The 26,328-nt window shown below is 36.0% G+C and carries 21 protein-coding genes; all 21 read left to right on the forward strand.

Annotated features, from left to right (window positions below):
- The 21 genes from MHH44_RS06190 (at nucleotide 1) to prmA (ending at nucleotide 26,324) form a co-directional block, all read left to right on the forward strand.
- Nucleotides 1-1,110, forward strand: a complete 1,110-nt coding sequence (locus tag MHH44_RS06190) for a capsular polysaccharide biosynthesis protein CapF (RefSeq protein ID WP_340798054.1) — start codon at nucleotides 1-3, stop codon at nucleotides 1,108-1,110.
- Between the two features lie 3 nt (nucleotides 1,111-1,113).
- A complete protein-coding gene (gene wecB / locus MHH44_RS06195; protein WP_340798055.1) occupies nucleotides 1,114-2,238 on the forward strand; it encodes a non-hydrolyzing UDP-N-acetylglucosamine 2-epimerase in 1,125 nt (374 codons plus the stop codon).
- A gap of 77 nt (nucleotides 2,239-2,315) precedes the next feature.
- The gene (locus tag MHH44_RS06200; RefSeq protein ID WP_340798056.1) at nucleotides 2,316-3,323 is read left to right on the forward strand and encodes a glycosyltransferase family 2 protein; all 1,008 of its coding nucleotides are present in this window, start codon (nucleotides 2,316-2,318) and stop codon (nucleotides 3,321-3,323) included.
- Between the two features lie 36 nt (nucleotides 3,324-3,359).
- Nucleotides 3,360-4,811 (forward strand): O-antigen polysaccharide polymerase Wzy, encoded by a 1,452-nt coding sequence (gene wzy, locus MHH44_RS06205; protein ID WP_340798057.1) that lies wholly within the window; start codon nucleotides 3,360-3,362, stop codon nucleotides 4,809-4,811.
- A gap of 20 nt (nucleotides 4,812-4,831) precedes the next feature.
- The gene (locus MHH44_RS06210) at nucleotides 4,832-5,932 is read left to right on the forward strand and encodes a glycosyltransferase family 1 protein (RefSeq protein WP_340798058.1); all 1,101 of its coding nucleotides are present in this window, start codon (nucleotides 4,832-4,834) and stop codon (nucleotides 5,930-5,932) included.
- Between the two features lie 316 nt (nucleotides 5,933-6,248).
- A complete protein-coding gene (locus tag MHH44_RS06215) occupies nucleotides 6,249-7,712 on the forward strand; it encodes a lipopolysaccharide biosynthesis protein (RefSeq protein ID WP_340798059.1) in 1,464 nt (487 codons plus the stop codon).
- Between the two features lie 25 nt (nucleotides 7,713-7,737).
- Entirely contained in the window at nucleotides 7,738-9,000 is a 1,263-nt protein-coding gene (locus MHH44_RS06220) for an ATP-grasp domain-containing protein (RefSeq protein WP_340798060.1), read from the forward strand.
- A gap of 49 nt (nucleotides 9,001-9,049) precedes the next feature.
- Nucleotides 9,050-10,264, forward strand: coding sequence for an ATP-grasp domain-containing protein (locus MHH44_RS06225; RefSeq protein ID WP_340798061.1), 1,215 nt, complete (start codon nucleotides 9,050-9,052; stop codon nucleotides 10,262-10,264).
- A gap of 114 nt (nucleotides 10,265-10,378) precedes the next feature.
- The gene (locus tag MHH44_RS06230; protein ID WP_340798062.1) at nucleotides 10,379-11,104 is read left to right on the forward strand and encodes a YveK family protein; all 726 of its coding nucleotides are present in this window, start codon (nucleotides 10,379-10,381) and stop codon (nucleotides 11,102-11,104) included.
- Complete coding sequence (locus tag MHH44_RS06235; protein WP_445683036.1) at nucleotides 11,105-11,827, forward strand: CpsD/CapB family tyrosine-protein kinase; 723 nt, start codon at nucleotides 11,105-11,107, stop codon at nucleotides 11,825-11,827. It begins immediately after the preceding gene.
- A 123-nt stretch (nucleotides 11,828-11,950) separates the two neighbouring features.
- Entirely contained in the window at nucleotides 11,951-12,217 is a 267-nt protein-coding gene (locus MHH44_RS06240; protein WP_008403166.1) for a stage V sporulation protein S, read from the forward strand.
- 484 nt (nucleotides 12,218-12,701) lie between these two features.
- Nucleotides 12,702-14,435 (forward strand): 2-oxoacid:acceptor oxidoreductase subunit alpha, encoded by a 1,734-nt coding sequence (locus tag MHH44_RS06245; protein ID WP_340798063.1) that lies wholly within the window; start codon nucleotides 12,702-12,704, stop codon nucleotides 14,433-14,435.
- Nucleotides 14,436-14,437: 2 nt separating this feature from the next.
- Nucleotides 14,438-15,304, forward strand: coding sequence for a 2-oxoacid:ferredoxin oxidoreductase subunit beta (locus MHH44_RS06250; RefSeq protein WP_008403164.1), 867 nt, complete (start codon nucleotides 14,438-14,440; stop codon nucleotides 15,302-15,304).
- Nucleotides 15,305-16,096: 792 nt separating this feature from the next.
- Nucleotides 16,097-17,623: a methyl-accepting chemotaxis protein gene (locus MHH44_RS06255; protein ID WP_340798064.1), complete on the forward strand. Its 1,527-nt coding sequence runs from the start codon at nucleotides 16,097-16,099 to the stop codon at nucleotides 17,621-17,623.
- A 517-nt stretch (nucleotides 17,624-18,140) separates the two neighbouring features.
- Entirely contained in the window at nucleotides 18,141-18,467 is a 327-nt protein-coding gene (locus MHH44_RS06260; protein ID WP_340798065.1) for a geranylgeranyl pyrophosphate synthase, read from the forward strand.
- Between the two features lie 140 nt (nucleotides 18,468-18,607).
- Nucleotides 18,608-19,753, forward strand: coding sequence for a radical SAM family heme chaperone HemW (hemW, locus tag MHH44_RS06265; RefSeq protein ID WP_340798066.1), 1,146 nt, complete (start codon nucleotides 18,608-18,610; stop codon nucleotides 19,751-19,753).
- 129 nt (nucleotides 19,754-19,882) lie between these two features.
- Nucleotides 19,883-20,908: a heat-inducible transcriptional repressor HrcA gene (gene hrcA / locus MHH44_RS06270; RefSeq protein ID WP_008403160.1), complete on the forward strand. Its 1,026-nt coding sequence runs from the start codon at nucleotides 19,883-19,885 to the stop codon at nucleotides 20,906-20,908.
- Nucleotides 20,909-20,985: 77 nt separating this feature from the next.
- A complete protein-coding gene (gene grpE, locus MHH44_RS06275; protein ID WP_065217044.1) occupies nucleotides 20,986-21,543 on the forward strand; it encodes a nucleotide exchange factor GrpE in 558 nt (185 codons plus the stop codon).
- A 94-nt stretch (nucleotides 21,544-21,637) separates the two neighbouring features.
- Nucleotides 21,638-23,494, forward strand: a complete 1,857-nt coding sequence (gene dnaK, locus MHH44_RS06280) for a molecular chaperone DnaK (RefSeq protein WP_065217043.1) — start codon at nucleotides 21,638-21,640, stop codon at nucleotides 23,492-23,494.
- Between the two features lie 755 nt (nucleotides 23,495-24,249).
- Nucleotides 24,250-25,371, forward strand: coding sequence for a molecular chaperone DnaJ (dnaJ, locus tag MHH44_RS06285; RefSeq protein WP_340798067.1), 1,122 nt, complete (start codon nucleotides 24,250-24,252; stop codon nucleotides 25,369-25,371).
- Between the two features lie 14 nt (nucleotides 25,372-25,385).
- Nucleotides 25,386-26,324 (forward strand): 50S ribosomal protein L11 methyltransferase, encoded by a 939-nt coding sequence (gene prmA / locus MHH44_RS06290; RefSeq protein WP_340798068.1) that lies wholly within the window; start codon nucleotides 25,386-25,388, stop codon nucleotides 26,322-26,324.
- The last annotated feature ends 4 nt before the right edge of the window (nucleotides 26,325-26,328 follow it).

Consider the following 26,328-nt stretch of genomic DNA (forward strand, 5'->3'; position numbering starts at 1 on the left):
ATGAACATCCTAGTTACAGGAGCGAAAGGGTTTATAGGAAAAAATCTAATTGTAGAATTAAGAAACCAAGGATTCAATCAAATCTTTGAGTATACAAGAGAGAGCGATCCTGCGCTTCTAGAAAAATATACAAAAGAATGTGACTTTGTATTTCATTTAGCTGGAGTAAACAGAACTGAAAATGAAATTGATTTTATAGATGGAAATTATCGTTTTACATCTCAATTAGTAAATTTTCTAAAAAAAAATGACAAGAAAGTGCCGATTATCGCAACATCCTCTATCCAAGCTGAATCAGATAATCCTTACGGGCGAAGCAAAAGACTAATGGAAGATGTATTGTTTCAATATCATCAGAAAATGGGAGCCCCAGTGTATATATATAGATTACCAAACATATTTGGTAAATGGAGTAAACCAAATTACAACAGTGTAGTAGCTACTTTTTGTTATAACATTGGAAGAGATTTAGCGATTCAAATACACAATCCAAATACAGCATTAACACTTTGTTATATCGATGATGTGTTAGAAGAATTATTACGAGCATTGAACGGTATGCCAACAATACAAGGAAAGTATTGTATTGTTCCTGTGACATATACTACTTCACTTGGTGAAATAGCAAATTTAATCGCTAGTTTTAAAAGTAGCCGAGCGGATTTAAGTATTGCAAATATGGAAGATGCTCTTACGAAAAAGCTTTATAGTACTTATTTAAGTTTTTTACCTACAGATCAATTTTTATATGATTTAAAGATGAATCTAGATAACCGTGGCTCTTTTACTGAATTTATTCGAACATCTAGTGGCGGTCAAGTCTCAGTTAATATATCTAAGCCAGGTATTACAAAAGGAAATCATTGGCATCATACAAAAAACGAGAAGTTTTTAGTTGTTAGCGGTAAAGGCTTAATACGTTTTAGAAAATTAGACTCTGATGACATTATTGAATACAAAGTAAATGGTGAAAAGCTGCAGGTTGTTGATATTCCTACTGGATATACACACTCTATTGTAAACGTAGGAGATACAGACCTTGTGACAGTGATGTGGGTAAATGAATGCTTTGATCCTGTAAAGCCAGATACGTACTATTTGGAGGTATAAATCTTGAAGAAATTAAAAGTGATGACAGTAGTAGGAACTAGACCTGAAATCATTCGTTTGTCTGCTGTAATCAATAAATTAGAGCAGTCTAATGTAATTGAACATACACTTGTTCATACAGGGCAAAATTATGATTACGAATTGAATGAGGTATTCTTTAATGATTTTCGTTTAAAAAAGCCAGACTTTTTCTTAAATGCAGCTACAGGCAAAGCAACGGTAACAATAGGTAATATTTTAAATAAAATTGACCCTGTTATAGAGGAAGTAAAGCCTGATGCTTTTTTAGTTTTAGGAGACACGAATAGTTGTTTGTGTGCTCTTGCTGCGAAAAGAAGGCAAATACCAATTTTCCATATGGAAGCAGGAAATCGATGTTTTGACCAACGTGTACCTGAAGAAACAAATCGAAAAATTGTCGATCATATTTCAGATATAAATTTAACTTACAGTGATATTGCGAGAGAATATCTTCTCCGTGAGGGTTTTCCGGCAGACCGAATTATTAAGACAGGGAGTCCAATGTTTGAAGTGCTTCACTCGAAAAAAGCGGATATAGAAAAGTCGGATGTCTTACAAAAGTTAGAGCTTGAAGAAGGTAAGTATTTTGTTATTTCTGCACACCGTGAAGAAAATATCAATTCAACTAGAAACTTCCTTCATTTAGTAGAAAGTTTAAATGCTGTTGCAGAAAAGTATCAGCTTCCTGTTATCATAAGTACACATCCAAGAACGTTGAACATGATTGAAACTAAAGGTATTGAGTTTAATCCTTTGATCAAAATTATGAAGCCTTTAGGATTTAACGATTATCTAAAACTGCAATTTAAATCAAAAGCTGTACTTAGTGATAGTGGGACAATAAGTGAAGAGTCATCCATTCTTGGATTTAAAGCACTTAATATGCGGCAAGCTCATGAAAGACCAGAAGCGATGGAAGAAGCCTCTGTGATGATGGTTGGGCTTGAAAAGGAAAGAATCTTACAAGGACTTGAAGTATTAGAGACTCAAGAAAATGATACATTAAGATTTGTTGGTGATTATCGAATGCCAAATGTTTCAGATAAGGTGTTGAGAATTATTTTGTCGTATACAGATTATGTGAAACGGGTTGTGTGGGGGGGATAATTATTTACCAGGAAAAATGTATTGTCTTAATAGAAGCAAGCATATAAGTAAATAATGAGCTCTAGGGGGATTTAATAATGATTAGTATAATTATACCACTATATAATGTAGAGCAATACATTATAGAATGTTTAAAATCCTTTGAAAAACAATTATACAAAGAGTTTGAATTAATAATAGTGAACGATGGTTCGACTGATAATTCGGTGGAAATAGCGGAGAATTATTTAAAAAATAGCCAGCTGATTATTACAATAATAAATCAACAAAACTTCGGGGTTAGCGCAGCAAGAAACAGAGGGATTGAAGAAGCGAAAGGAGAATTTATTTGCTTTGTAGATTCTGACGATATGGTTGGCCCTTACTATTTATTAAAGATGATTTCTCTTTTAAAAAAGGAAAACTGTGACTTAGTTTTTTGTAGTAGTAGTATTGTTCCAGAAGAGTATAAATTTAATAACAATGATTTAAAACACCTGGGTGAATTAAAATCGGAAATTAAAATTATGGATTCAATTACAGCGTTGAAAAGTTTTTTGTATAAGGAACTAGTTTCTGGTATAGGTACAATGTTAATTAAAAAAGAGATATTAGATAATGAATGTATAAGATTTAAAGAGGGGTATAGATATAGTGAGGACCAAGAAATTATTTGGAGAATAATAAGTAAATCCAATTTAATAGCATCTATTAATAATCCTCAGTATTTATATAGGATTAGAGATAATTCTGCTATGAGTGTAGTAGATAATAAAAGACTTGATGGATTCAAGTTAATGTTAGATTTAGAAGAATATTTCCAAATAGAGAAACCAAATTTCTATAAGGAATTTAAAAAGTTTGGTGTAGCCAGATGGGTGTGGGCGACTACTTGGCAAATAGCTATTGGGAGCAAAGATTATAAGAGCTTTTATAAAATGATTGATGAATTTCAATTTAAAGAATATATGAAAAACCTCATTTTTTATCCTCAAAATAAAGTTAAAATAAGTAGCGTGCTTTTTATGTCTTCACCTAGTATATATTATCTAATAGTAAAGTATTTCATTGGATCTAGTAAAAATATAAGACATATAAGTAGTTAAAAATGAATAGAATATTTAGGTACTGGGGTAATATTAATGACACTAAATAATAATAGAATAAATAAAAAGTTATTAAAAAATATAGTGCTTTCTTCACTAGGGATACTCATTAATATTTTTTTACTATTAATTACTCTATCAATAGACAATGTTCCTATTGATGAATGGATAAAATTATTTGCATTTATTTCATTAGCTCAATTGTTTTTTAATATTGTTTTATTGAAATTTTTAGGTGAAGAGTTATTTTCTTTAACTTGCTTATTTCTAATTTTTTCTTATCTATTTCATTTTAGTTATATTTTTATGTTAGGTTTTCAAATAAAGCCATCTTATTCAAGGCAAATTCTCTTTAATTCGGTACCTATAAATTTAATTAAAGATACCTCTACTTTTATTTTATTTGTACAAGCGTTTGTTGCACTAGGAATGATTTTAATATATATAAAACCTATCAAATATAGTGATACTCCCTTACAAAAGTCAAATATTATAATGTCAAAAAAAATTATTAAATATATGGGAACAATTTGTGTTGGTATTGGTATAATTCCAATGATTTATATTGATATTTCTAAATTAATTGCTTACCAAGAAAATGGCTACCTGGCCATTTTCGAATTAGAAGTTAGAAATATATATTTACTTGCAAAGTTAACGATAGTTGGGGTAATGCTCTTAATTATTGCCAATAAAGAAAATAAAAAAATGGCAATGGTAATAGTGTTTTTATCTATATTTTACCAATTTTTTAGTATGTTATCTGGTGGTAGAGGTGAGGCTGTTATTACGATAATCACCTTAACATATCTTTATATTAAAGTTGTAAAAGAAGTACAATTTAAAACCATATTTCAATATTTTGTTATAGGATACATCGGCGTAATATTTATAAATATTATAAGAGAATATAGAGAAAAGAATGGGGACTTCCGATATTTATTAACGATTCTTACAGAGCAAAAAATAGTCAATCCTATATTTGAAATAATGGAGGAATTTGGTGGAACGTTACTAAGTGTGTGCTTTTCAATGCGGTATTTCCCTCAATATGCACCTATTCAATGGGGAGCTAATTATCTAGCTGCAGCTATTACGTTACTTCCTAGTAATCTTGGTGATTTTGGTGATTATTATAATAAAGTCGAATATATATACTTTTATCCAGGTTCAAGAATGTATATGGGCGGATCGTATATAGGGGAACTTTATTATAGTTTTAATAACTATGGTATTTTAATGGCTTTATTCATAGGGGTATTTGTTGCGTTTATTTCAAAGAAAATAAAATTAAGTATACTAAATGAAAGATATTTTAGCTTAATTATATATTTAATTCTGTTTAGTGGGATTTTGTGGTGGGTTAGAGATTATTTTGCTGGCATGATAAGGGATTTATTTTGGATTTCTTTGTTTTTATCTATTCTCTATATAGTAGTAAATTCAATAATGATGAGAAAGTATTTGAGAAATGACAAAGTTATGTAAATAAAGGATTTGAATTAGTTATGGGAAAAGTTAAGGTATTACAAGTTATAGGTACACTTCAAATTGGTGGAGCTGAAACGATTGCAATGAATTTTGCTAGGTATATGAATAAAGAAAAATTTCAAATTGATTATTTAGTATTTGGAAATAATGTAGGGGAATATGAGGTCGAAGCTATAAATCTAGGGTCGAAGGTTATGCATATTGAATCTCCTAGTAATGGATATATTAAATATATGAAAAACCTAAAAGAGATCTTAATAAATGGAAAGTATGATGTTATTCATACGCATTTGCTATCTAATAATGGGTTGAGCTTGAAGGTAGCGCATCATCTAAATGTTAGTAAAAGGATATCCCACTCACATAGTACCAATAGTGGTAAGAAAATGAATTCCATTTATCAAATGTATGTATATCTTATGAGAAAATTTATAAAAAAATATGCTACACATTATATTGCTTGTGGAAAAGATGCTGCAAATTATTTGTACGGAGAGAAAATATCAAAAGAAAAAGGGATAATTATTAATAATGGTATAGATGTTAATAAATATAGTTTTAGTAAAGAAAAAAGAATAAAAATACGTAATGAATTCAATTTAAAAAATGCAATTGTAATTGGGCATATTGGAAGATTGTCAGTAGTTAAAAATCATGATTTTTTATTAAGAATATTTAAGGAGCTTTATCTATTAAATAATAATGTTTTGTTATTAATAGTTGGTGATGGAGAATTAAAGACCCATATTGAAAATAAATGTATAGATTTAGGAATAGAAGATAGAGTAATTATGACTGGAAACAGATTAGATGTAGCAGATTTAGTACATGCAATAGATATATTTGTTTTTCCATCTCTATACGAGGGATTGCCTGTAGCAATGATTGAAGCCCAGGCTTCAGGGGCTCCCTGCATAGTTTCTGATAATATTACTTCTGATGTGAAGATAACAAACTTAGTTACATTTTTATCAATAAATCAAGATCCTAAAATATGGGCTAATAAAATTTTGGAAAATGTAAATATTAACAGAATTAATTGTTCTCAAGAGTTAACTGAAAAAGGATTTGATATATTAGAATCTATATTTCAGTTGGAGCAGATATATTTGTCTTAAAGAAATTTTAAGAGTTAAAGTACAAAATTAATAATAAGTTTTGCCTATTTGTCACTAGGAGGCGTGATTTTCTAACATTATAAGTTTTGTGTTAAAGTACTTATTCAACGATTTAAATTTATGTTGCTTTTGATTTAACAACTGACAAGTTTTATTGATGAGGCAATGTCGAAAAACATGTTTCCCCTAAGTATAATTGTATAGACGACACGTCCGTTAGCAAAATATAAAAAAATAACTCTAAATATAAAACAGTTAAAGAAAAAATGAGCAAAATATAATTACTAGATTTAGAGAAAGGTGAGGAAAACAAATTATGATTGAAGTAAATAAATCGAAAATTATCCAATCTCTATTCTGGAAGTTAATGGAACGTGGAGGCACTCAAACTGTACAATTAATTGTAATGATTGTATTAACGCGACTACTATTACCAGAAGATTATGGCTTAATTGCAATAGTAGCAATTTTTATTAGTATCGCTACTTTAATCGTTGATAGTGGGTTTAGTGAGGCACTTATTCAGAGAAAAGAAGTGGATAATATCGACTTAACATCTGTTTTCTATTTAAATCTATTTATTGCTACTATAGTATATATTACTCTCTATTTTACAGCCCCCTTTATCGCTAACTTTTTTGGAGTACCCAATTTAATACTTATACTAAGAATCTCATCATTAAGCCTATTTTTAAGCGCCTTTTATTCAATTCAACAAGCTATTATTGTAAGAAATATGCAATTCAAATTATTATTTAAAAGTACATTATTTGCGGTATTCATTTCAGGGATTGTCGGTCTTTATATGGCATATAAAAATTTTGGTGTATGGGCTATAGTAGGTCAACAACTGACAAGTCAGTTGATTGTTACTGTAATTTTATGTTTTGTCATAAAATGGAAGCCTGGATTTATATTTTCATTTGAAAGTGTTTTAAAATTATTTTCTTATGGTTGGAAGTTAGTTGTATCAACATTAATTTACACATTTTATACGAACATGCAAAGTCTTGTTATTAGTAGAATAGTAAGTCCTGCAATGTTAGGATTCTACAGTAGAGGGATGCAATTTCCCGCAATTTTTGTTTCAAATATAAATGGAACAATACAATCTGTAATGTTTCCAACACTAGCATCGCAGCAAGATAATAGAAAACAAGTAAGAAGGCTAGCACGAAGATCCATTGTAACAAGTTCGTTTATTATATTTCCAATGATGGTAGGGTTAGCTGTAATTGCAGAACCGTTAGTAATTATCTTATTTACAGAAAAATGGTTATCTGCCGTTCCTTTCTTACAAATATTTTGTGGTTATTATGCATTATGGAGTATTGATGCTACCAATTTACATGTAATTAAAGCATTGGGACATAGCGATATATTTTTAAAGTTAGAAATACTCAAGTTTTTAATAGGAATATTAATTTTAATAATTAGTATACCATATGGGGTATATGGTATAGCGTTAGGTGTATTAATTAATAGAATTATAACAACAATTATTGATGCGTATCCCAATAAATATTTAATAAATTATAGTTTTATAGCGCAGCTTAAGGATACAAAGGATACGATATTTTTGTCTTTAGCTATGGGAACAATCACTTACAGTATTAAGGGGTTTGAGTTCTCAGATATTATAACAATTATAATTCAAATAATTGTAGGTACAGTTGTATATGTAGGATTGGCATTGTTATTTAAAATTGAAAGTTTTACTTATCTAGTTTTTAGTATGAAAGAAGTAATTCAAAGGAAAAAAGACGTAGTACTAGATTAACTATAAATAATTGAGGTGCTATAATGTGAAAAAACTATTAATGCTTGGTGGTGCTTCTTTTCAAGTACCAGCAATAAAAAAAGCAAGAGAAATGGGTTATTATGTAATTGTTTGTGACATTATAGAAGAAAGTCCTGGATTTGAATATGCTCACGAGTACTATAATGTGAGTATTACGGATAAGGAAGGAGTACTATCTTTAGCCAAATCGTTATGTATAGATGGTGTTGTTTGCTATGCTGCGGAATCAGGAGCAACCACAGTAGCTTATGTTGCAGAAAAATTAAATTTATCATCACATCCGTATAAATCTATTGAAATTCTTACTAACAAGGATTTGTTCAGAAAGTTCCAAAAAGAAAATAATTTTAATGTTCCGCAAGCAGAAGGGTTTACATCATTTGAAGATACAAAAGCACATTTTCACCAATTTAAAATGCCGGTCATGATAAAACCAGTTGATTCTTCAGGTAGTAAAGGGGTTTCCAAAATTGCATCAATTGACCAGCTTGAAGAAAAAGTAGAATTAGCTTTAAGCTTTTCAAATTCTAAAAGATTTATTATAGAAGAATATATAGAAAATTATGGTCCACATATTGGCGGAGATGGGTTTTCTGTAGATGGGAAACTTGTATTTCGCTGTTTCTCAAATGAATATTTCTCAACAAATTGTATAAACCCTTTTGTTCCAGTTTTGACAACTTGGCCTTATAGTAAGTCGAAACATATACAGGAAAAAATTCATAATGAGATTCAAAGGGTACTTGATTTATTAAATATGAAAACAGGGTCTTATAATTTTGATATTCGTATTGATAAAAATGAAGACGTCTACCTTATTGAAATTACGCCTAGAAATGGTGGTGATTGGAATCCTGAAGCAATACGTTATGCGACGGATATTGATTTAATGGAATATACGATTAAAGCAGCTTTAGGAGAAGACTGCAGTGATTTAAAAATGGTTGAACCAACTGGTTATTGGGCAACTTTTGTCTTAAATAGTGATAAAAGTGGTACATTTATGGGTCTGGAAATACAAGAAGAATTTTTCGAAAAGAATGTAGTGGACTATGAATTATTAGTTAAAACAAATAATAAGATATCAGCACTTTCTGGATCTCATGAGAAATTAGGATTAATGCTATTAACATTTAAAAAAAAGCAAGATATGATTAAAAAAATCGATAATATTAATAATTTAATTAAAATAAATGTCAATAAATTAATCATATCATTAAGTTTACCCTTCTTATTATTGCATGAAAAAATGGCTATTCTCATATAGATAATATGAAACTTGAGTAAAAAAATACAATTAGAATGAGGTTAATTCTATGAAAAAATTGTTAATACTTAGTGGAGAACCATATCATATACCATTTATAAAAAAAGCAGTAGAAATGGGATATTACACAATTACATGCGACTATTTCGAAAATAACCCCGGCCATAAATTTGCCCATGAATATCACAATGTGAGTTATATGGACAAGGAAAGGGTGCTAGAGTTAGCAAAAGAACTTAAAATAGATGGGATCACCTGTTTTTCAGCGGATGAAGCAATGCCGACAGTTTCTTACGTTGCTGACCATTTAGGGTTACCATCCTATCCATCGAAGTCTATAGAAATTATTAATAATAAACATTTATTTAGGGAGTTTTTGAAGAATAATAATTTTCATGTCCCTAAAGCAAAAAGCTTTACATCTTATGAAGAAGCAAAATATGAAATAGACCACTTTAATTTACCGGTTATGATAAAACCAGTCGATTCATCAGGAAGCAGAGGAATATCAAAAATAAATAGGATTGAGGAACTTGAAGAAAAGATAGAATATGCATTAAATTTTTCGAAAACAAAGCGTTTTATTATAGAAGAGTATATCGATAAGAAGGGATATCAAGTTGGAGGCGATGGTTTCTCAGTGAATGGTGAACTAGTATTTCGTTCCTTCACAAATAATCATCTTGATGCTTCACATTTAAATCCTTTTATACCTTTAGGAGGAAGTTGGCCAAGCATATTACCGGCACATATTCAAAATAATATTCATATAGAAATTCAAAGGTTGATAAATTTACTTGGAATGGAAACAGGCCCATATAATTTCGATATTCGATTAGATAAAAATGATCATGTATATTTCATTGAAATGGGTGCAAGAACTGGTGCAAATTTAATCCCGCGAATTACAAAATATGCCACTGGAGTAGATTTAATTGAATATACTATTAAAGCAGCCTTAGGTGAAGATTGTCGTGATTTAAAAATGACTGAACCACAAGGGTTTTGGTCTTGCTATATTATTAATAGTCAGAAGAGTGGGATATTTGAAAGTATTGAAATAGATAGTGAGTTTGAGAAGAACAATATAGTTGAATATGCATTGCACTTTAAAAGCGGAGATCAGATTAGTGCCTTTACCGGAACAGATAAGAAATTAGGTGAAATGGTAATTAAGTATTCGTCCAAAGAAGAAATGCTAGAAAAAATGGACAATATAAATAAATACATTAAAGTTTGTTTAAATGATTCATTAGTTTATTGAATTATAAATTTAGGATTTCTAAAACAGGCAAAAATATATGGGATAATGTTTATTAGATTATCTAATCAATATTACTATAAAATAAAATAGCTATGTTTCAGGGAGGCAATAGATTTGGAAGAAACACTCAGTCTACAGGAAATTGCAAAAATACTAAAGAAACGATTATGGCTAGTCATTTTTTTTACCTTTATCAGCATTGGCATCAGTGCAGGTATTAGCTTTTATGCATTAACCCCCATCTATCAGGCACAAACACAAATTTTAGTAAATCAAAATAGTAGCTCTGAGGGAGTATACTCCTGGCAAACTACAGAAACCGATTTACGATTAATCAATACGTATAATGTCATTATTACAAGTCCAGTCATTCTTACTCCAGTAATCGACGCACTCAATCTAAGCTTAACTCCAGCACAATTAACACAGCAAATCTTCATCTCTAACGAAAATGACTCGAAAGTTGTAACAATCAGCGTCGAGGATTCAAATCCATCAATGGCAGTCGAAATCTCAAATAAAGTAGCGGAAGTGTTTAAAGAACAAATTCCACAGTTAATGAGCGTCGATAATATTTCCATTTTATCTGCAGCTAAGCTAAGTGAAAACCCTACCCCGGTGAAACCGAATAAAATGTTGAATATTGCGATTGGTGGTATTATCGGTCTCATGCTTGGCGCTGGGTTGTCATTTTTACTTGAGCTTTTAGATATGACAATTAAGAGCGAGCAAGATGTGGAAGATTATTTAGGTTTGCCGGTCATTGGAATAGTTGATTTAATTAAGGAAGAAAAGCAAAACAGATTTTCATTTAATCCCCGAAAAGCGAGGAGAAGTTAAATGATGAAGTGGCGTCTGAAAAAAAAGAAAAGTGTTTTGCAAAATTTACAAATTGGACGGAAGCTTGTGACGATTTCCGAGACGAAATCTCATATTATCGAACAGTTTCGCACTTTGCGCACAAATATTAAGTTTTCTATGCCAGATGAGCCGTTAAAGACCATTTTAGTTACCTCTTCTACACCAGGGGAAGGAAAATCAACGAACGCGGCGAATCTAGGTGTTGTGTTTGCACAGGAAGACAAAAGAGTGCTGATAATTGATGCGGATATGCGGAAGCCGACATTGCATCACACATTTAAAACGTTCAATAAGGTAGGGCTATCGAATATTCTTGCAAGGAGATCGGCGCTACATGAGGCGGTGCAGGAGACATTTATCGTTGGACTCGATGTCATTACCAGTGGTCCGATTCCGCCAAACCCTGCTGAATTACTTTCGTCCCAAGGGTTGGATGCATTACTTCAACATGTGAAGAATGACTATGACATCATCATAATAGATTCACCGCCATTATTATCGGTGACGGATGCGCAAATACTGGCGAATAAATGTGATGGTACGATTCTCATTTTAAATACGGGAGTTGTCGATAAACGGGCTGTTAAAAAAGCAAAAGCGTTACTGGCAGCTTCACACACAAAGATTTTGGGTATTGTGTTGAATAATTATAAAACGCCGAAACACTTCAATTATTATGAAGAATATAGTTTCATTGAGTAAAATCTTTCAATAATTACAAATATTCGAATTCTAATTAATCATTGAAGCGCATACAATGACGTACAGGCAATAAAAATTGCCTAAAAAAAAGATAAAGCAGTACTAGATGAGGAGGAAATAGCTGTGGATTCATTAAAAGTATCATCTCGTTCTAATCCTAATTCTGTTGCAGGAGCACTCGTTGCGGTTATACGAGAGCAAGGGTTTGCTGAAATGCAGGCGGTAGGTGCAGGTGCGTTAAACCAGGCAATTAAAGCAGTAGCAATCGCTCGAGGGTTTGTAGCCCCAAGCGGCACAGATTTAATTTGTGCTCCGGCTTTCGCGGACATCATCATTGCAGGAGAAGATCGTACGGCATTAAAACTACTCGTTGAAAAAAGAAGTCGTTAATTCATGAAGAGCCATACACCCGCTTAGCATCCAATTTGCTAAGCGGGTGTTTTTTGGTTTGCGGGATATATTTAAATAGAAGGGATTTAAATTGGCGGGGGTTTTAATCGTCAATTTAGGCTAGTTATTCGTCACTTCCACTATTGGGGAAAATGAAACGCTCACTTCATAAAATTGAAATCCTAACCACATTTATTCCTAAACGCAACCCTTTTACATAATCAATCGTCCTCCAATTAAAGATTTCTCATATAAATTTAAGGGAATAGAAATCTAAATTTACATCAAAACAATTTGTGTACAGAACTTTCCGTCAAAGGTCTGATTTTTTGACTCGATATGACATTTGCAATAGTAGAGACTAACACTTCATGTTAAACTAATGTAGGAAAAAACTATAAAAAGGCTGTGCAATCGGCAGCTGCTCGATAAAGCATCTTATACGCTTTATTTATAAATACAGAAACTTTAAGGAGATGTTGATATGTTACATCAGCTTTCATGGAAAGTCGGTGGGCAGCAAGGTGAAGGGATTGAGAGTACAGGTGAAATCTTCTCAATGGCAATGAATCGTCTAGGGTATTTCCTATACGGTTACCGTCATTTCTCTTCTCGTATTAAAGGTGGCCATACGAATAATAAAATTACGGTTCGTCCGACAGAAGTACGCGCAATTGCGGACGACTTAGATATACTAGTGGCGTTTGACCAGGAAACGATCGACGTGAACTATAAAGAATTAACACCATCAAGTATCATTTTAGCGGATGCGAAATTTGATCCGAAAAATCCGGAAGATTGTGTCGCGCCATTATACGCGGTGCCATTTACGGAAATTGCGGCTGAGCTTGGTACGTCTCTTATGAAAAACATGGTTGCGATTGGTGCAACGGCAGCACTTTTAAACTTGGATGAATCAGTTTTCCAAAGTGTTGTTAATGAAATTTTCGGACGTAAAGGTGAAGAAGTCGTTGCGAAAAACATTGAAGCGATCGAACGCGGACGTCAGGCGATTTCAGAGCAGATCGGTGATCGTGTAGGTACATGGGAAATTGCACCTGCTGACGGAAAACGCCGTATGTTCATGATCGGTAACGATGCAGCGGCATTAGGTGCATTGGCAGCAGGCTCTCGTTTCATGGCGGCTTACCCGATTACACCGGCATCTGAAATTATGGAATACATGATTAAGAAGCTTCCATTAGTAGGTGGAGCGGTTATTCAAACAGAAGATGAGATTGCTGCAGCAACAATGGCAATCGGTGCAAACTACGGTGGTGTGCGTGCATTCACGGCATCAGCTGGTCCTGGTCTTTCATTAATGATGGAAGCAATTGGTCTTTCAGGTATGACGGAACAGCCGCTTGTAATTTTTGATACACAGCGTGGTGGTCCATCAACAGGTTTACCGACAAAACAGGAGCAATCGGATTTAATGGCGATGCTTTACGGTACACATGGTGAAATCCCGAAAGTAGTCATTGCGCCTTCCACAATGGAAGAAGCGTTTTACGATACAATTCAGGCATTTAACATTGCCGAAGAATTGCAAATACCGGTAATCGTGATGACAGACTTGCAGTTAGCATTAGGTAAGCAGTCGGTTGATCCATTTGACTACAGCAAAATTGAAATTCGCCGCGGTAAAATTGTCGAAGCGGTGGAAGACGAAGAAACGAAAGAGTACTTCAAGCGTTATGAAAATACAGAAGACGGCGTTTCTCCACGTGTCCTGCCAGGTACAAAAGGTGGTATTCACCATGTAACAGGTGTAGAGCATGATGAAACAGGTAAGCCATCTGAAGCAACGGGCAACCGTCGCACGCAAATGGATAAGCGTATGCGTAAATTACAGCATGTCCGCTTTGAAAATCCGGTATATGTGAATGCGCCTCATGAAGATGCGGACGTATTACTTGTAGGTTTCAACTCAACGCGCGGTGCATTGGAAGAAGTACAGGAAAAGCTGAACTCTGAAGGTGTGAAAGTAAACCACGCACATATTAAGCTGATCCATCCATTCCCTGCAGAAGAGATGATTGCACAGATGGATAAAGCGAAAAAAGTGATTGTCGTGGAAAACAATGCGACAGGGCAGCTTGCAAATGTAATGAAAATGAATATCGGTGGTCACGCGAAGACAAAATCGATTTTAAAATACGATGGTACACCATTCTTACCACGTGAATTAACAAACTTAGTGAAGGAGGAAATTTAATCATGGCAACATTTAAAGATTTCCGAAATTCCGTAAAACCTAACTGGTGTCCAGGCTGTGGTGACTTCTCCGTACAAGCGGCGATTCAGCGTGCAGCAGCAAATGTAGGCTATGAACCAAGCGAATTAGCAGTTATTTCAGGGATCGGCTGTTCAGGTCGTATTTCTGGCTATATTAACTCATACGGTTTCCACGGCATTCACGGTCGTGCATTACCGATCGCGCAAGGCCTTAAAATGGCGAACAAAGACCTGAAAGTAATCGCTTCTGGCGGTGACGGTGATGGCTTCGCAATCGGTATGGGTCATACAATCCATGCAATCCGCCGTAACATCGACATTACGTATGTAGTAATGGACAACCAAATTTACGGATTAACAAAAGGGCAAACATCTCCACGTTCTGCAGCTGGTTTCATTACGAAATCAACACCAGGCGGAGCAATCGAGCCATCATTAAAACCATTGGAAGTTGCGTTAACAGCAGGTGCGACATTTGTGGCACAAGGCTTCTCAACGGATATTAAAGAACTGACAGCAATGATCGAAGCCGGTTTAAACCATAAAGGCTTTTCATTCATTAACGTATTCTCACCATGTGTAACGTACAACAAAGTGAATACGTACGACTGGTTCAAAGAGAACTTAACGAAGCTTGCTGACATCGAAGGCTATGATTCTTCTAACCGCGAAATGGCCATGCAAACAGTAATGCGCCATGAAGGTCTTGTAACAGGCATTATTTATCAGGATACTGAAACAACTTCGTATCAGGAAAAAATCAAAGGCTACTCAGAGCTGCCGTTAACAGATATCGATATTAGCTTATCAGAAGAACAATTTGATCAGTTGACTAAGGAATTTATGTAAATAGTTTTTAGGGCTATACAGGCTGGAGTTTCCGGCTTGTATAGCTTTTTTTTGTTTTGGGGGGAATTATAGATTTGGTCATTTTATTGGAACAATGGAGCGGTATATTAAAAAAGAGTACCGATTGACGGCAGATGCACCAGAGAAGTAGCAGGCTTTGGCTTTTATTAGAACATTGGAGTGGTTTATTGGACAATAATAATAGTTTATTAGAAAAAGTTGGTGTCTTATTAGAAAATCGAACAACAAAATTTGAATAAAGCATCTTTAGAGCTATTTTTGAATTCAGATGCGATAGGGAATGAGTTGGCTTCGGTTTTTATTAGAACATTATAGTGGTTTATTAGAAAAAGTCACCGTGATATTAGCAAATTAGAAGATGATATTTGAACATTCCGAACACTTATTAGAACAACAGGGGGCTATATTAGAAAATCCGCATCTTATTAGAACAAATAAAAATATATTGGAAGATTTCTAAATATATTAGAACATCTCCAGCCGCCAGCCTTTCTTAATTAAATTCGACAAAACGAAATATAGCGGGGATACTAATTGGTTCAAATTTCGGCTCGATCGCTGACTTGTCCGTTATGACGGCAGCTATTATAATTTACACAACAGATTATCCGACTCTAAATACCATTCTTCCAATGAATTTCATTAAGTCTTCTAAGGTAACAGAAATGAAAACCCCCACACTTTTACAACAATTTTACATATTTACACATATCCGTTTACATAGTCCCTTTATACTGAATCAAAATACATAGATAAATGAGGTAGTGTAACGTGCGCTTTCGGAATGCGATTAAATTTAAAGACCGGCTTGCCGTATTAATGATCATTTGTATTTGCTCGAATATCATTTTAACCGTATTTAGTATGGATTACTTGCGGAAAATGGAAAGAGAAGCACAGGCTTTATATGAAGAAAAGCTCATAACCTTACATATGATGCAGGACATCGAACATCAGTATCTCCAAACGAATGAAATCCCGGCACATTCCACAGAGCAATTAACAGCAGCCGCATTTGATTCCAAAATGGAATTTTATATGAAGCAGCTGGTAAGCAATCCATCTGCGGCACTATTCGAGGAAATAGATGCATACATAATCGAGCGGGCATCCGCGCAATTAACCAATCATGAAAACGATATAAAATTCGGCTACAGTCTCCTATTATCGATTTCGATCATATTAATGCTGCTTATCCTGTTTTTCGGCATTCAGGCGATTCGCTCGATCAATAAGCCGACACGGGAGCTAAAGCAGCTATTCAAACTTGTGCAGCACGGGGATTTAACGAAATACGCGACATACTCGGCGCGTGATGAGCTTGGGGAAACAACAAAATATTATAACTTAATGATCGCGGACATGAAGGAACTCCTAAAAACAGTGCGGAAAAATACAGAATCGGCGACAGAAGCGAATAACGAACTTCAAACAAATGCAGAGCAAATTACGACAGGGGCAGTCCGGATTGCGGCAAGCTCGGATGACATGAGAGGTTCACTGCAATATGCCACAGCCCGCTTATCGGATAATGCGGCATCTGTACAGCAAGTGGCAGCCGGAATTGATGAAATAACCGAGCGTATGCACCATGTCGATCACTATATAAAAGAAACAATTGCACAGGCAGTCGACGGGGAAGCAATCGTCGGGCAAAATATAGTACAAATGCAGGATGTGGAACAGGCGATGCAAACAGCGAGTAATACGATTATCGAGCTGAATGAGCAGACACAGCATGTTTCAAGGGCGGTTACGATGATCCACTCGATTGCCGATCAGACGAATTTGCTTGCACTGAATGCCTCGATCGAAGCGGCAAGAGCGGGGGAACATGGTCGAGGTTTCGCTGTAGTAGCTCAGGAAGTACGTAAATTGGCGGAACAATCGCAGGAGTTTACAAAATCCATTGCAACTATTGTCACTAAAATTCAGCAAGGAATGTTGGAAGCGACGACCAATATGGAAAATGCGATGCGCAGTGTTGATACGGGCGTCACTACAACGCAACTCAGCGCGGCCAAGTTCAGAGAAATTACAATGCAAGTACAACAAATCAGTCCGCAAATGGAGCACGTTTCTACTATTATGAATGAAATTTCCGACCATACCCATGATGTGGCGCATAGTTCTATTGAATTAAGCAACCGCTCCGAGGAAAATCTTGTGTCAATGCACCTCATTCAGGAACAGATTGACATGCAGAAAAAATCAACGGCCGAAATTTATGAAGAGATTCAAAGCATTGCAAAAAATATGCGGTCCTTAACACATGCAGTAAAACGATTTCACATTTAATCAAAATGCTTTTGACGAGTTTTGTCGAAAGCATTTTAATTTTTGTTATATTACTGTAATATTTATAAGTAATTTACAGGGAAAGATAAAAATACGATAAAATTTGTAATTATTTTCTGAAAACTGATGAAATTTATCATGAAAACTGGTATCTTTAATCAAGAAGTCATATTAATGAATGATATGTAAATTTATTCCATAATGCAATACGCCTATAGTCGTTAATTTAATATTAAGAATATTTTTAAGAATCTAGCTTTTAATAAATTATTGACTGTAGTAGAATAGTGGTATAAAAATATGTGTTTTATTTATTAATACGAAATTATATAGAGAGAATAGTTAGTAGAAAATACTTAGGTCGTACCGTACCGTTTCGTTTCATTGCAGACTTCATTATTCTGAATGTTTGCAAAAGGACAGAGTGTTATGTTCAACGTGGCAAATATTTAATAATTGCTGTGATCAATTAGATTTGTCATTAGATAAATATATTAATTAAGGGGATGTATTTTTTATGAACAGTCAAATTCAACTAATTGCACCAAAGTGGTTTGTCCAGGATGAGCTACATATTATCGAAACGATCGTAAGCAAAACGTCAACGGATACAGGTATTGTCATTGCAGGTGAAAACTTCGATGCAACAAAGCGATGCTATCCAACAGTTCGACTTTATATGATCCAACTATTTAATGACCAATATGAAATAACAAAAGAATTGGATGCCTTCCAATTTGACACTGCAGAAGAAGCGCAGCAATTTTGTGCAAAGCTGCCTGAAATGACGGCTATTGATTTGGTTATGCTAATGAATAAGGAAGAGCCTGTATTTTCTATTTAATAGATTAATCCAGCTTTGTTGAATGAATCTTCATTTAACAAAGCTTTTTTTTGTTGTTCTTTTTCCGAGGGTCCGTATTTGTATTTTAGTGGAGAAAGGCTACAATAAAGGAGAACAATTAGAATAAGGAAGTGATTTAAATGGCTAGAGGTGTATATATTCACATTCCTTTTTGTCATCAAATTTGTAACTACTGCGATTTTAATAAAGTATTTTTTAAAAATCAGCCAGTAGATGAATATATTGAAGCGCTTGGACGGGAAATGGAAATGACGGTAGCGCAAATGCCGGAAGCGTTCACGAATATTGAAACGATTTTCCTTGGCGGCGGTACCCCGACGGCATTATCCGCAGAGCAAATTGAAAAATTATTGGGACTTATTACGAAACATATTCCGATGTCATCCGTAAAAGAATTTAGTAGTGAAGCCAATCCGGATGAGCTGACAATCGATAAATTACAGGCACTTTATAATGGAGGCGTCAACCGATTAAGCATGGGTGTACAATCATTCGACCAGTCTCTGCTTGAAAAAATCGGACGTACCCATTCAAATGAACATGTATATGAAACAATCCAAAACGCAAAAAATGTTGGATTTGAAAATATAAGCATTGATTTAATGTATGGTCTGCCTGGCCAGACGATGGAACAATGGCAGGAAACGCTTGAAAAGGCATTGGCACTGAAGCTGCCGCATTATTCGGCGTACTCGCTTATTGTAGAGCCTAAAACGATCTTTTATATCCAGTATGCTAAAGGAAAGCTGCACTTGCCGACAGAGGATCTGGAAACGGACATGTATAGTGTTTTGATGGACACGATGGAAGCGCACGGATTGAAGCAATATGAAATCAGTAATTTTGCGAATGAAGGCTATGCATCCACACATAATAAAATCTATTGGGATAATGACGAATACGCAGGATTTGGCGCTGGTGCTCACGGTTATTTGGAAGGAATACGTTATTCGAATGTCGCACCGATCAAAAAATATATTGAAACGGTGATGGCAGGGGAGCGCCCTTTATTGCATGAGCATGAAGTGACAGCTGATGAGAAGCTGGAAGAGCAGATGTTTTTAGGATTAAGAAAATCTGTTGGTGTGACACATGAAGAATTTGAAATGAAATTCGCTCAGCCAATGCTTTCTATATATAAGGAAATAATCGACCAATTAAAGGAAGAGCAACTGATTGAACTGGACTCTGAAGGGATCCGTTTAACTAGAAAAGGCCGTTTTATCGGCAATGAAGTATTTCAGCGGTTTTTAGTAGGGGAATAATCTTTTTACAGCCGATGCTTGAAAAAAGTTAAAAAAAACGGACGAATTCATTGACATCAATTTAGAGATTTGCTAATTTATAAATATATTAGCACTCCTCTTAATCGAGTGCTAACAGAGGTGAGAAAGATGTTAACAAATCGGCAGTTACAACTATTGCAAGTAATCATAGACGAATTTGTGATGTCAGCACAGCCTGTTGGTTCGCGTCAACTTTCCAAAAAAGAAGGAATTACGTATAGTGCTGCTACAATACGTAATGAAATGGCAGATTTGGAGGAGTTAGGGTTTTTAGAAAAAACGCATACTTCTTCAGGCAGGGTACCTTCTGAAAAAGGGTATCGCTTTTATGTCGACCATTTACTTCAGCCTCAAATCATTTCGAGTGGCGAAGTAGCGCAAATCCAGTCGCTCTTTAAAAAGCAGATTGTTGAAGCAGAACAAATTATAAAAGAATCCGCAAATATATTATCGGAGTTAACGACATACACGACGATTTTACTCGGTCCGGATGTTCAAAAACATCGTGTCAAGAAATTCCAGATTGTACCGTTAACAGAACAGACAGCGGTGGCAATTATCATCACAGATAACGGTCATGTAGAAAATCGTACATTAACGTTACCACCGGGTTTTAACCCGCATGATATTGAAAAGATGGTTAATATTTTGAATGACCGCCTAGTCGGTGTACCACTATATGAGCTGCCGGTAAAGCTTCAAACTGAGGCAATATCGGTATTGAAGTCTCATATTCATGCATCCGATTCGATTGTCCGGTCCTTGTTATCCATTACTTCAAACCATCACGAAAATAAAGTTTATTACGGTGGTAAGTCCAACATGTTGAATCAGCCGGAGTTCCATGATTTAGAGAAAATGCGAATGCTGATGGATCTGATCGACAAGGAAAGCCAAGTTCAAACTTTATTCAATGAACAGAAACATGGTATTCAAATCCGAATAGGTTCAGAAAACAATCATTTAGCAATGGAGAACTGCAGTGTCATCACCGCTTCCTTCCTTGTCGGGGAAGAACAGCAGGGGGCGATCGCAATTATCGGTCCGACGCGCATGGATTACCGACGTGTTGTTACATTATTGGATGTTATGACAAACAGTCTGTCCAGAGCGTTTTTCGATAAAAAGCAGTAATGCCGTTGATTCAGCGGTCGTAGCGTAATACATTACCGCTGAATTCATAAATGATTGATACTCGAGGAGGAAAAGAAGTGTCAGAAACAAAAAACAATGAAGAATTGCAGCAAGAAGAAACTACGGAAGAAGTAGTGGAAACAGCTGAAACTACTGAAACAGAAGAAATCACAGTAGATGAAAAAGATCAGAAAATCGCTGAACTGGAAGCAAAACTTGCTGAAGAGGATGCACGTTATCTGCGTTTGCGTGCAGACTACGATAACTTGGCGCGTCGCACGCGTTTAGATCGTGAAGCAGCGGAGAAATACCGTGCACAAAGCCTGCTGACTGAACTTTTACCAGTGCTGGACAATTTAGACCGTGCACTGCAAATAGAAGTGACGACAGAAGAAGCGGCATCATTGTACAAAGGTGTACAAATGGTATATGACCAGTTACTTGCTGCAACCGAAAAAGAAGGTCTTTCGATCATTCCGGCAGAGGGCGAAAGCTTTGATCCGAACTTCCACCAAGCTGTAATGCAGGAGCAGGACAGTGAAAAGGAAACAGGCATCATTTTACGCGAACTGCAAAAAGGGTATCAGTTAAAGGACCGTGTACTGCGTCCGTCAATGGTATCAGTAAACGAGTAATTTAGTGCTTTTCGGTGCTATTTATATATTTAATAAAATTGATGTTTTCATATCAAACACATTTTGTTTTTTACTATTAGGAGGAAATTAAATTATGAGTAAAATTATCGGTATTGACTTAGGAACAACAAACTCTTGTGTATCTGTATTAGAAGGCGGAGAACCAAAAGTAATTCCAAACCCAGAAGGTAACCGTACATCTCCATCTGTAGTAGCATTCAAAAATGGAGAAAAACAAGTTGGTGAAGTAGCAAAACGCCAAGCTGTAACAAACCCGAACACAATTATTTCAATCAAATCAAAAATGGGTACGAATGATAAAGTAAAAGTGGATGATACAGAGTACACTCCACAAGAAGTATCTGCAATGATTTTACAATACTTAAAAGGTTATGCTGAAGACTACTTAGGCGAAAAAGTAACAAAAGCTGTTATTACAGTTCCTGCTTACTTCAACGATGCTCAACGTCAAGCAACTAAAGACGCTGGTAAAATCGCTGGTTTAGAAGTAGAACGTATCATTAACGAACCAACAGCAGCTGCTTTAGCTTACGGTTTAGATCAGCAAGATGTTGACCAAAAAATCTTAGTATTCGACTTAGGTGGCGGTACATTCGACGTATCAATCCTTGAATTAGCAGACGGCGTATTCGAAGTATTAGCAACTGCAGGTGACAACAAACTTGGTGGTGACGACTTCGACGACAAAATCATTGCTTATTTAGTAGAAGAGTTCAAAAAAGAAAACTCAGTAGACTTATCAAAAGACAAAATGGCAATGCAACGTTTAAAAGATGCAGCTGAAAAAGCGAAAAAAGACTTATCAGGTGTAACTTCTACTCAAATTTCATTACCGTTCATCACAGCAGGTGCTGATGGCCCGCTTCACTTAGAAATGTCATTATCACGTGCGAAATTCGATGATTTAACAAAAGACTTGGTAGAACGTACAATCGTACCGACTCGTCAAGCATTATCAGATGCAGGTCTTTCTGCTTCTGAATTAGATAAAGTAATCTTAGTTGGTGGTTCTACTCGTATTCCTGCAGTAGTGGAAGCGATCAAAAAAGCTACTGGTCATGAGCCACACAAAGGCGTAAACCCAGATGAAGTAGTAGCAATGGGTGCTGCTGTACAAGGTGGCGTATTAGCTGGTGACGTACAAGGCGTATTATTATTAGACGTAACACCATTATCATTAGGTATCGAAACAATGGGCGGTGTTATGACGAAATTAATCGATCGTAACACAACAATCCCAACATCTAAATCTCAAGTGTTCTCAACAGCTGCAGACAACCAACCAGCAGTAGACATTCACGTATTACAAGGTGAGCGTTCAATGGCTGCAGACAACAAAACACTTGGTCGCTTCCAATTATCTGATATTCCACCAGCACCACGTGGAATTCCACAAATCGAAGTAACATTCGATATTGATGCGAACGGTATCGTATCAGTTAAAGCGAAAGACTTAGGTACACAAAAAGAACAAACAATCGTGATCCAATCTGATTCAGGTTTATCAGAAGAAGAAATCGAGCGTATGGTGAAAGATGCTGAAGCAAACGCTGAAGCTGATGCGAAACGTAAAGAAGAAGCAGATCTTCGCAACGAAGCAGACCAATTAGTATTCCAAGTGGATAAAACAATCACAGACTTAGGTGAGCAAATTACAGAAGACGAAAAGAAATCTGTTGAAGATGCACGCGACGAGCTAAAAGCAGCTTTAGAAAAAGGCGAGCTTGAAGGCATCAAAGCTTCTAAAGAAAAATTAGAAGGCGTACTACAACCATTAGTAATGAAAGTATACGAGCAAGCAGCGGCAGCAGCGCAAGCAGCACAAGGCGGCGCTGAAGGCTTTGAAGGCGCAGCAGACGCTGGTCAAAAAGACGACGGTATCGTAGACGCTGACTTTGAAGAAGTTAAAGACGACAAAGACAATAAATAATTCTTTCTGATTTTCACATAAAAGCCAAAGACCGCTTGCGGCTTTGGCTTTTAAGTTTGTAGTGATATGGGCTTATTAGCGGATTCTCGTGGGAAAGTAGAACTTATTGAAACGAAAGTAGAAAGTTCAGCGGCTAATGTGGAAGCTATTCAGGGAAAAGTGGAATAGATCGCCCGGAAAGTAGAAAGTGCAAATCTTTTTAGCGGATTTCCGTGAGAAAGTAGAACTTATTGAATCGAAAGTAGAAAGTTCAGCGACGAAAGTGGAAGCTATTCATGGATAAACATAATTAGAATACGAAATTTAATACTAAACGAGAAGTGCTTGGAATGGAGGGGAGGAGACTCCAGCGGGAATAGCGTGACGCCTGAGACTACAGGCTCAGGCCACGCCCGCGGAAAGCGTCCGACCCGGAATGGAAAGCACTGGACCTTATGAAGAGAAGAAATTATATATTGCGAAAACTGATGTAGTAAAGGTTATTAAAATTAACCGGTAGTTGTGCGAAGTGGAGGGGCCGACTCCTAGGGGATTAGCGTGCGCGGAAAATCAGGTTGCTCCTGCGGTTACTCGTCGCAAAGCTTTATTCAAAGCTTTGGAGCCACGCCCCCAGGAAAGCGTGCCCCGCAACGCAGCACAACGGGCTATGTGATTACAACGGAATATTAATTGCATTCATTATGCAAGCAAAAGCTATACATCATTTTTTCAACATGTTAAAATAGACGTTATGTAAAAAGAGCGGAGAGTGAACAATGAGTAAGCGCGATTACTATGAAGTACTTGGCCTGAGCAAAGGTGCAAGCAAAGATGAAATAAAAAAAGCGTATCGTAAATTATCAAAACAGTATCACCCGGATTTAAACAAAGAAGAGGGTGCAGACGAAAAGTTCAAAGAAGTCGCAGAAGCATATGAAGTGCTGTCAGACGACCAAAAACGCGCACGCTATGACCAGTTCGGCCATGAAGATCCAAATGCAGGCTTTGGTGGCGGCGGCTTCGGAGGCGGCGCTGGCTTCGGCGGATTCGAAGACATTTTCAGTTCGTTCTTCGGAGGCGGCCGACGCCAAGATCCAAACGCCCCACGTAAAGGCGACGATCTTCAGTTCCGTATGAACATCTCTTTCGAAGAAGCAGTATTCGGAAAAGAAACAGAAATCGAAATACCAAAAGAAGAAACATGTGATACATGTCACGGCTCCGGTGCAAAACCAGGTACGCAGCCACAAACATGTACACAATGTAATGGTGCGGGCCAAATTAACCAAGCGGTCGACACACCGTTTGGCCGTATGGTAAACAAACGTTCTTGTCCATCATGTCGTGGTCAAGGTAAAATCATTGTGGAAAAATGTACACCATGTCGCGGTACTGGTACGATTACGAAAAAGAAAAAAATCAAAATCACAATCCCTGCAGGTGTTGATGATGGTCAACAATTACGCGTAGCAGGTCAAGGTGAAGCAGGATTCAACAATGGTCCGGCCGGCGATTTATACATTATTTTTAATGTTCGCAAGCATGAGTATTTCGAACGTGACGGCGATGATATTTTATATGAATTAAAACTAACAATCCCGCAAGCTGCATTAGGTGATGAAATCGAAGTACCGACAATTCACGGTAAAGTGAAGCTGAAAATCCCTGCAGGTACACAATCGGGTGCACAATTCCGCCTGAAAGATAAAGGTGTAAAAAATGTACACGGCTATGGTATGGGGAACCAGTATGTTATCGTAAATGTTGTCATACCGACGAAATTAACGGAAAAACAAAAACAATTGTTACGTGAATTCGCAGAAATTAGTGGAGACATTCCGGAAGAACACGGAAGCTCGCTGTTCGACAAAATCAAGAAAAAAATTAAAGGCGACTAAGGAGTGTATTGCAAGTGAAATGGACAGAACTTTCGATTTTAACAACGCATGAAGCTGTTGATGCAGTGACGAACATTTTACACGAAGCTGGTGCAAGCGGTGTAGTAATTGAAGATTCAAAGGAATTAGACAAAGAGAGAATCGATAAATTTGGTGAAATTTACGCACTGAACCCAGAAGATTTTCCGAAAACAGGTGTCATTGTAAAAGCATACTTATCGGCTTCAAGTTTTTTAGCGGAAACAATCGAAGAAATTAAGCTTGCAATCGCAAACCTTGTAAACTTTGATATTAATATTGGTGAAAATGTATTAACTTTATGTGAAGTTGATGAAGAAGATTGGTCAACGGCGTGGAAACAATACTACCATCCGGTAAAAATTTCGGAACGCTTTACAATTGTGCCGACTTGGGAAGACTACAAACCGGTATCAACGGATGAGCTGATCATTGAGCTGGATCCGGGAATGGCGTTCGGAACAGGAACACACCCTACAACGGTCATGTGTTTACAGGCACTTGAAAAAGTTGTACAACATGACCACACGGTAGTCGATGTTGGTACAGGATCTGGCGTACTGTCAATTGGTGCTGCCATGCTTGGCGCGAAAAGCGTTCATGCACTGGACTTAGATGAAGTGGCAGTAAATGCAGCGCGTGAAAACGTTGAATTGAATAAAATGAGTGATATTGTAGAAGTATTCCACGGCAATTTATTGGACACAGTAAAAGATCCGGCTGATATTGTCGTAGCGAATATTTTAGCAGAAATCATTATGTCATTTACGGACGATGCATTTTCAATTGTAAAACCAGGCGGCATCTACGTTACATCGGGCATTATCGGAGCGAAGAAAGATGATGTCAAAGCAGCTCTTGAAAAAGCCGGATTTGTCATTGAAGAAGTATTAATGATGGAAGATTGGGTAGCGATTATTTCACGTCGTCCTTAATTAA

This window comes from Solibacillus sp. FSL K6-1126 (genome assembly GCF_038003445.1).
In the GTDB taxonomy this organism is placed as follows: domain Bacteria; phylum Bacillota; class Bacilli; order Bacillales_A; family Planococcaceae; genus Solibacillus; species Solibacillus silvestris.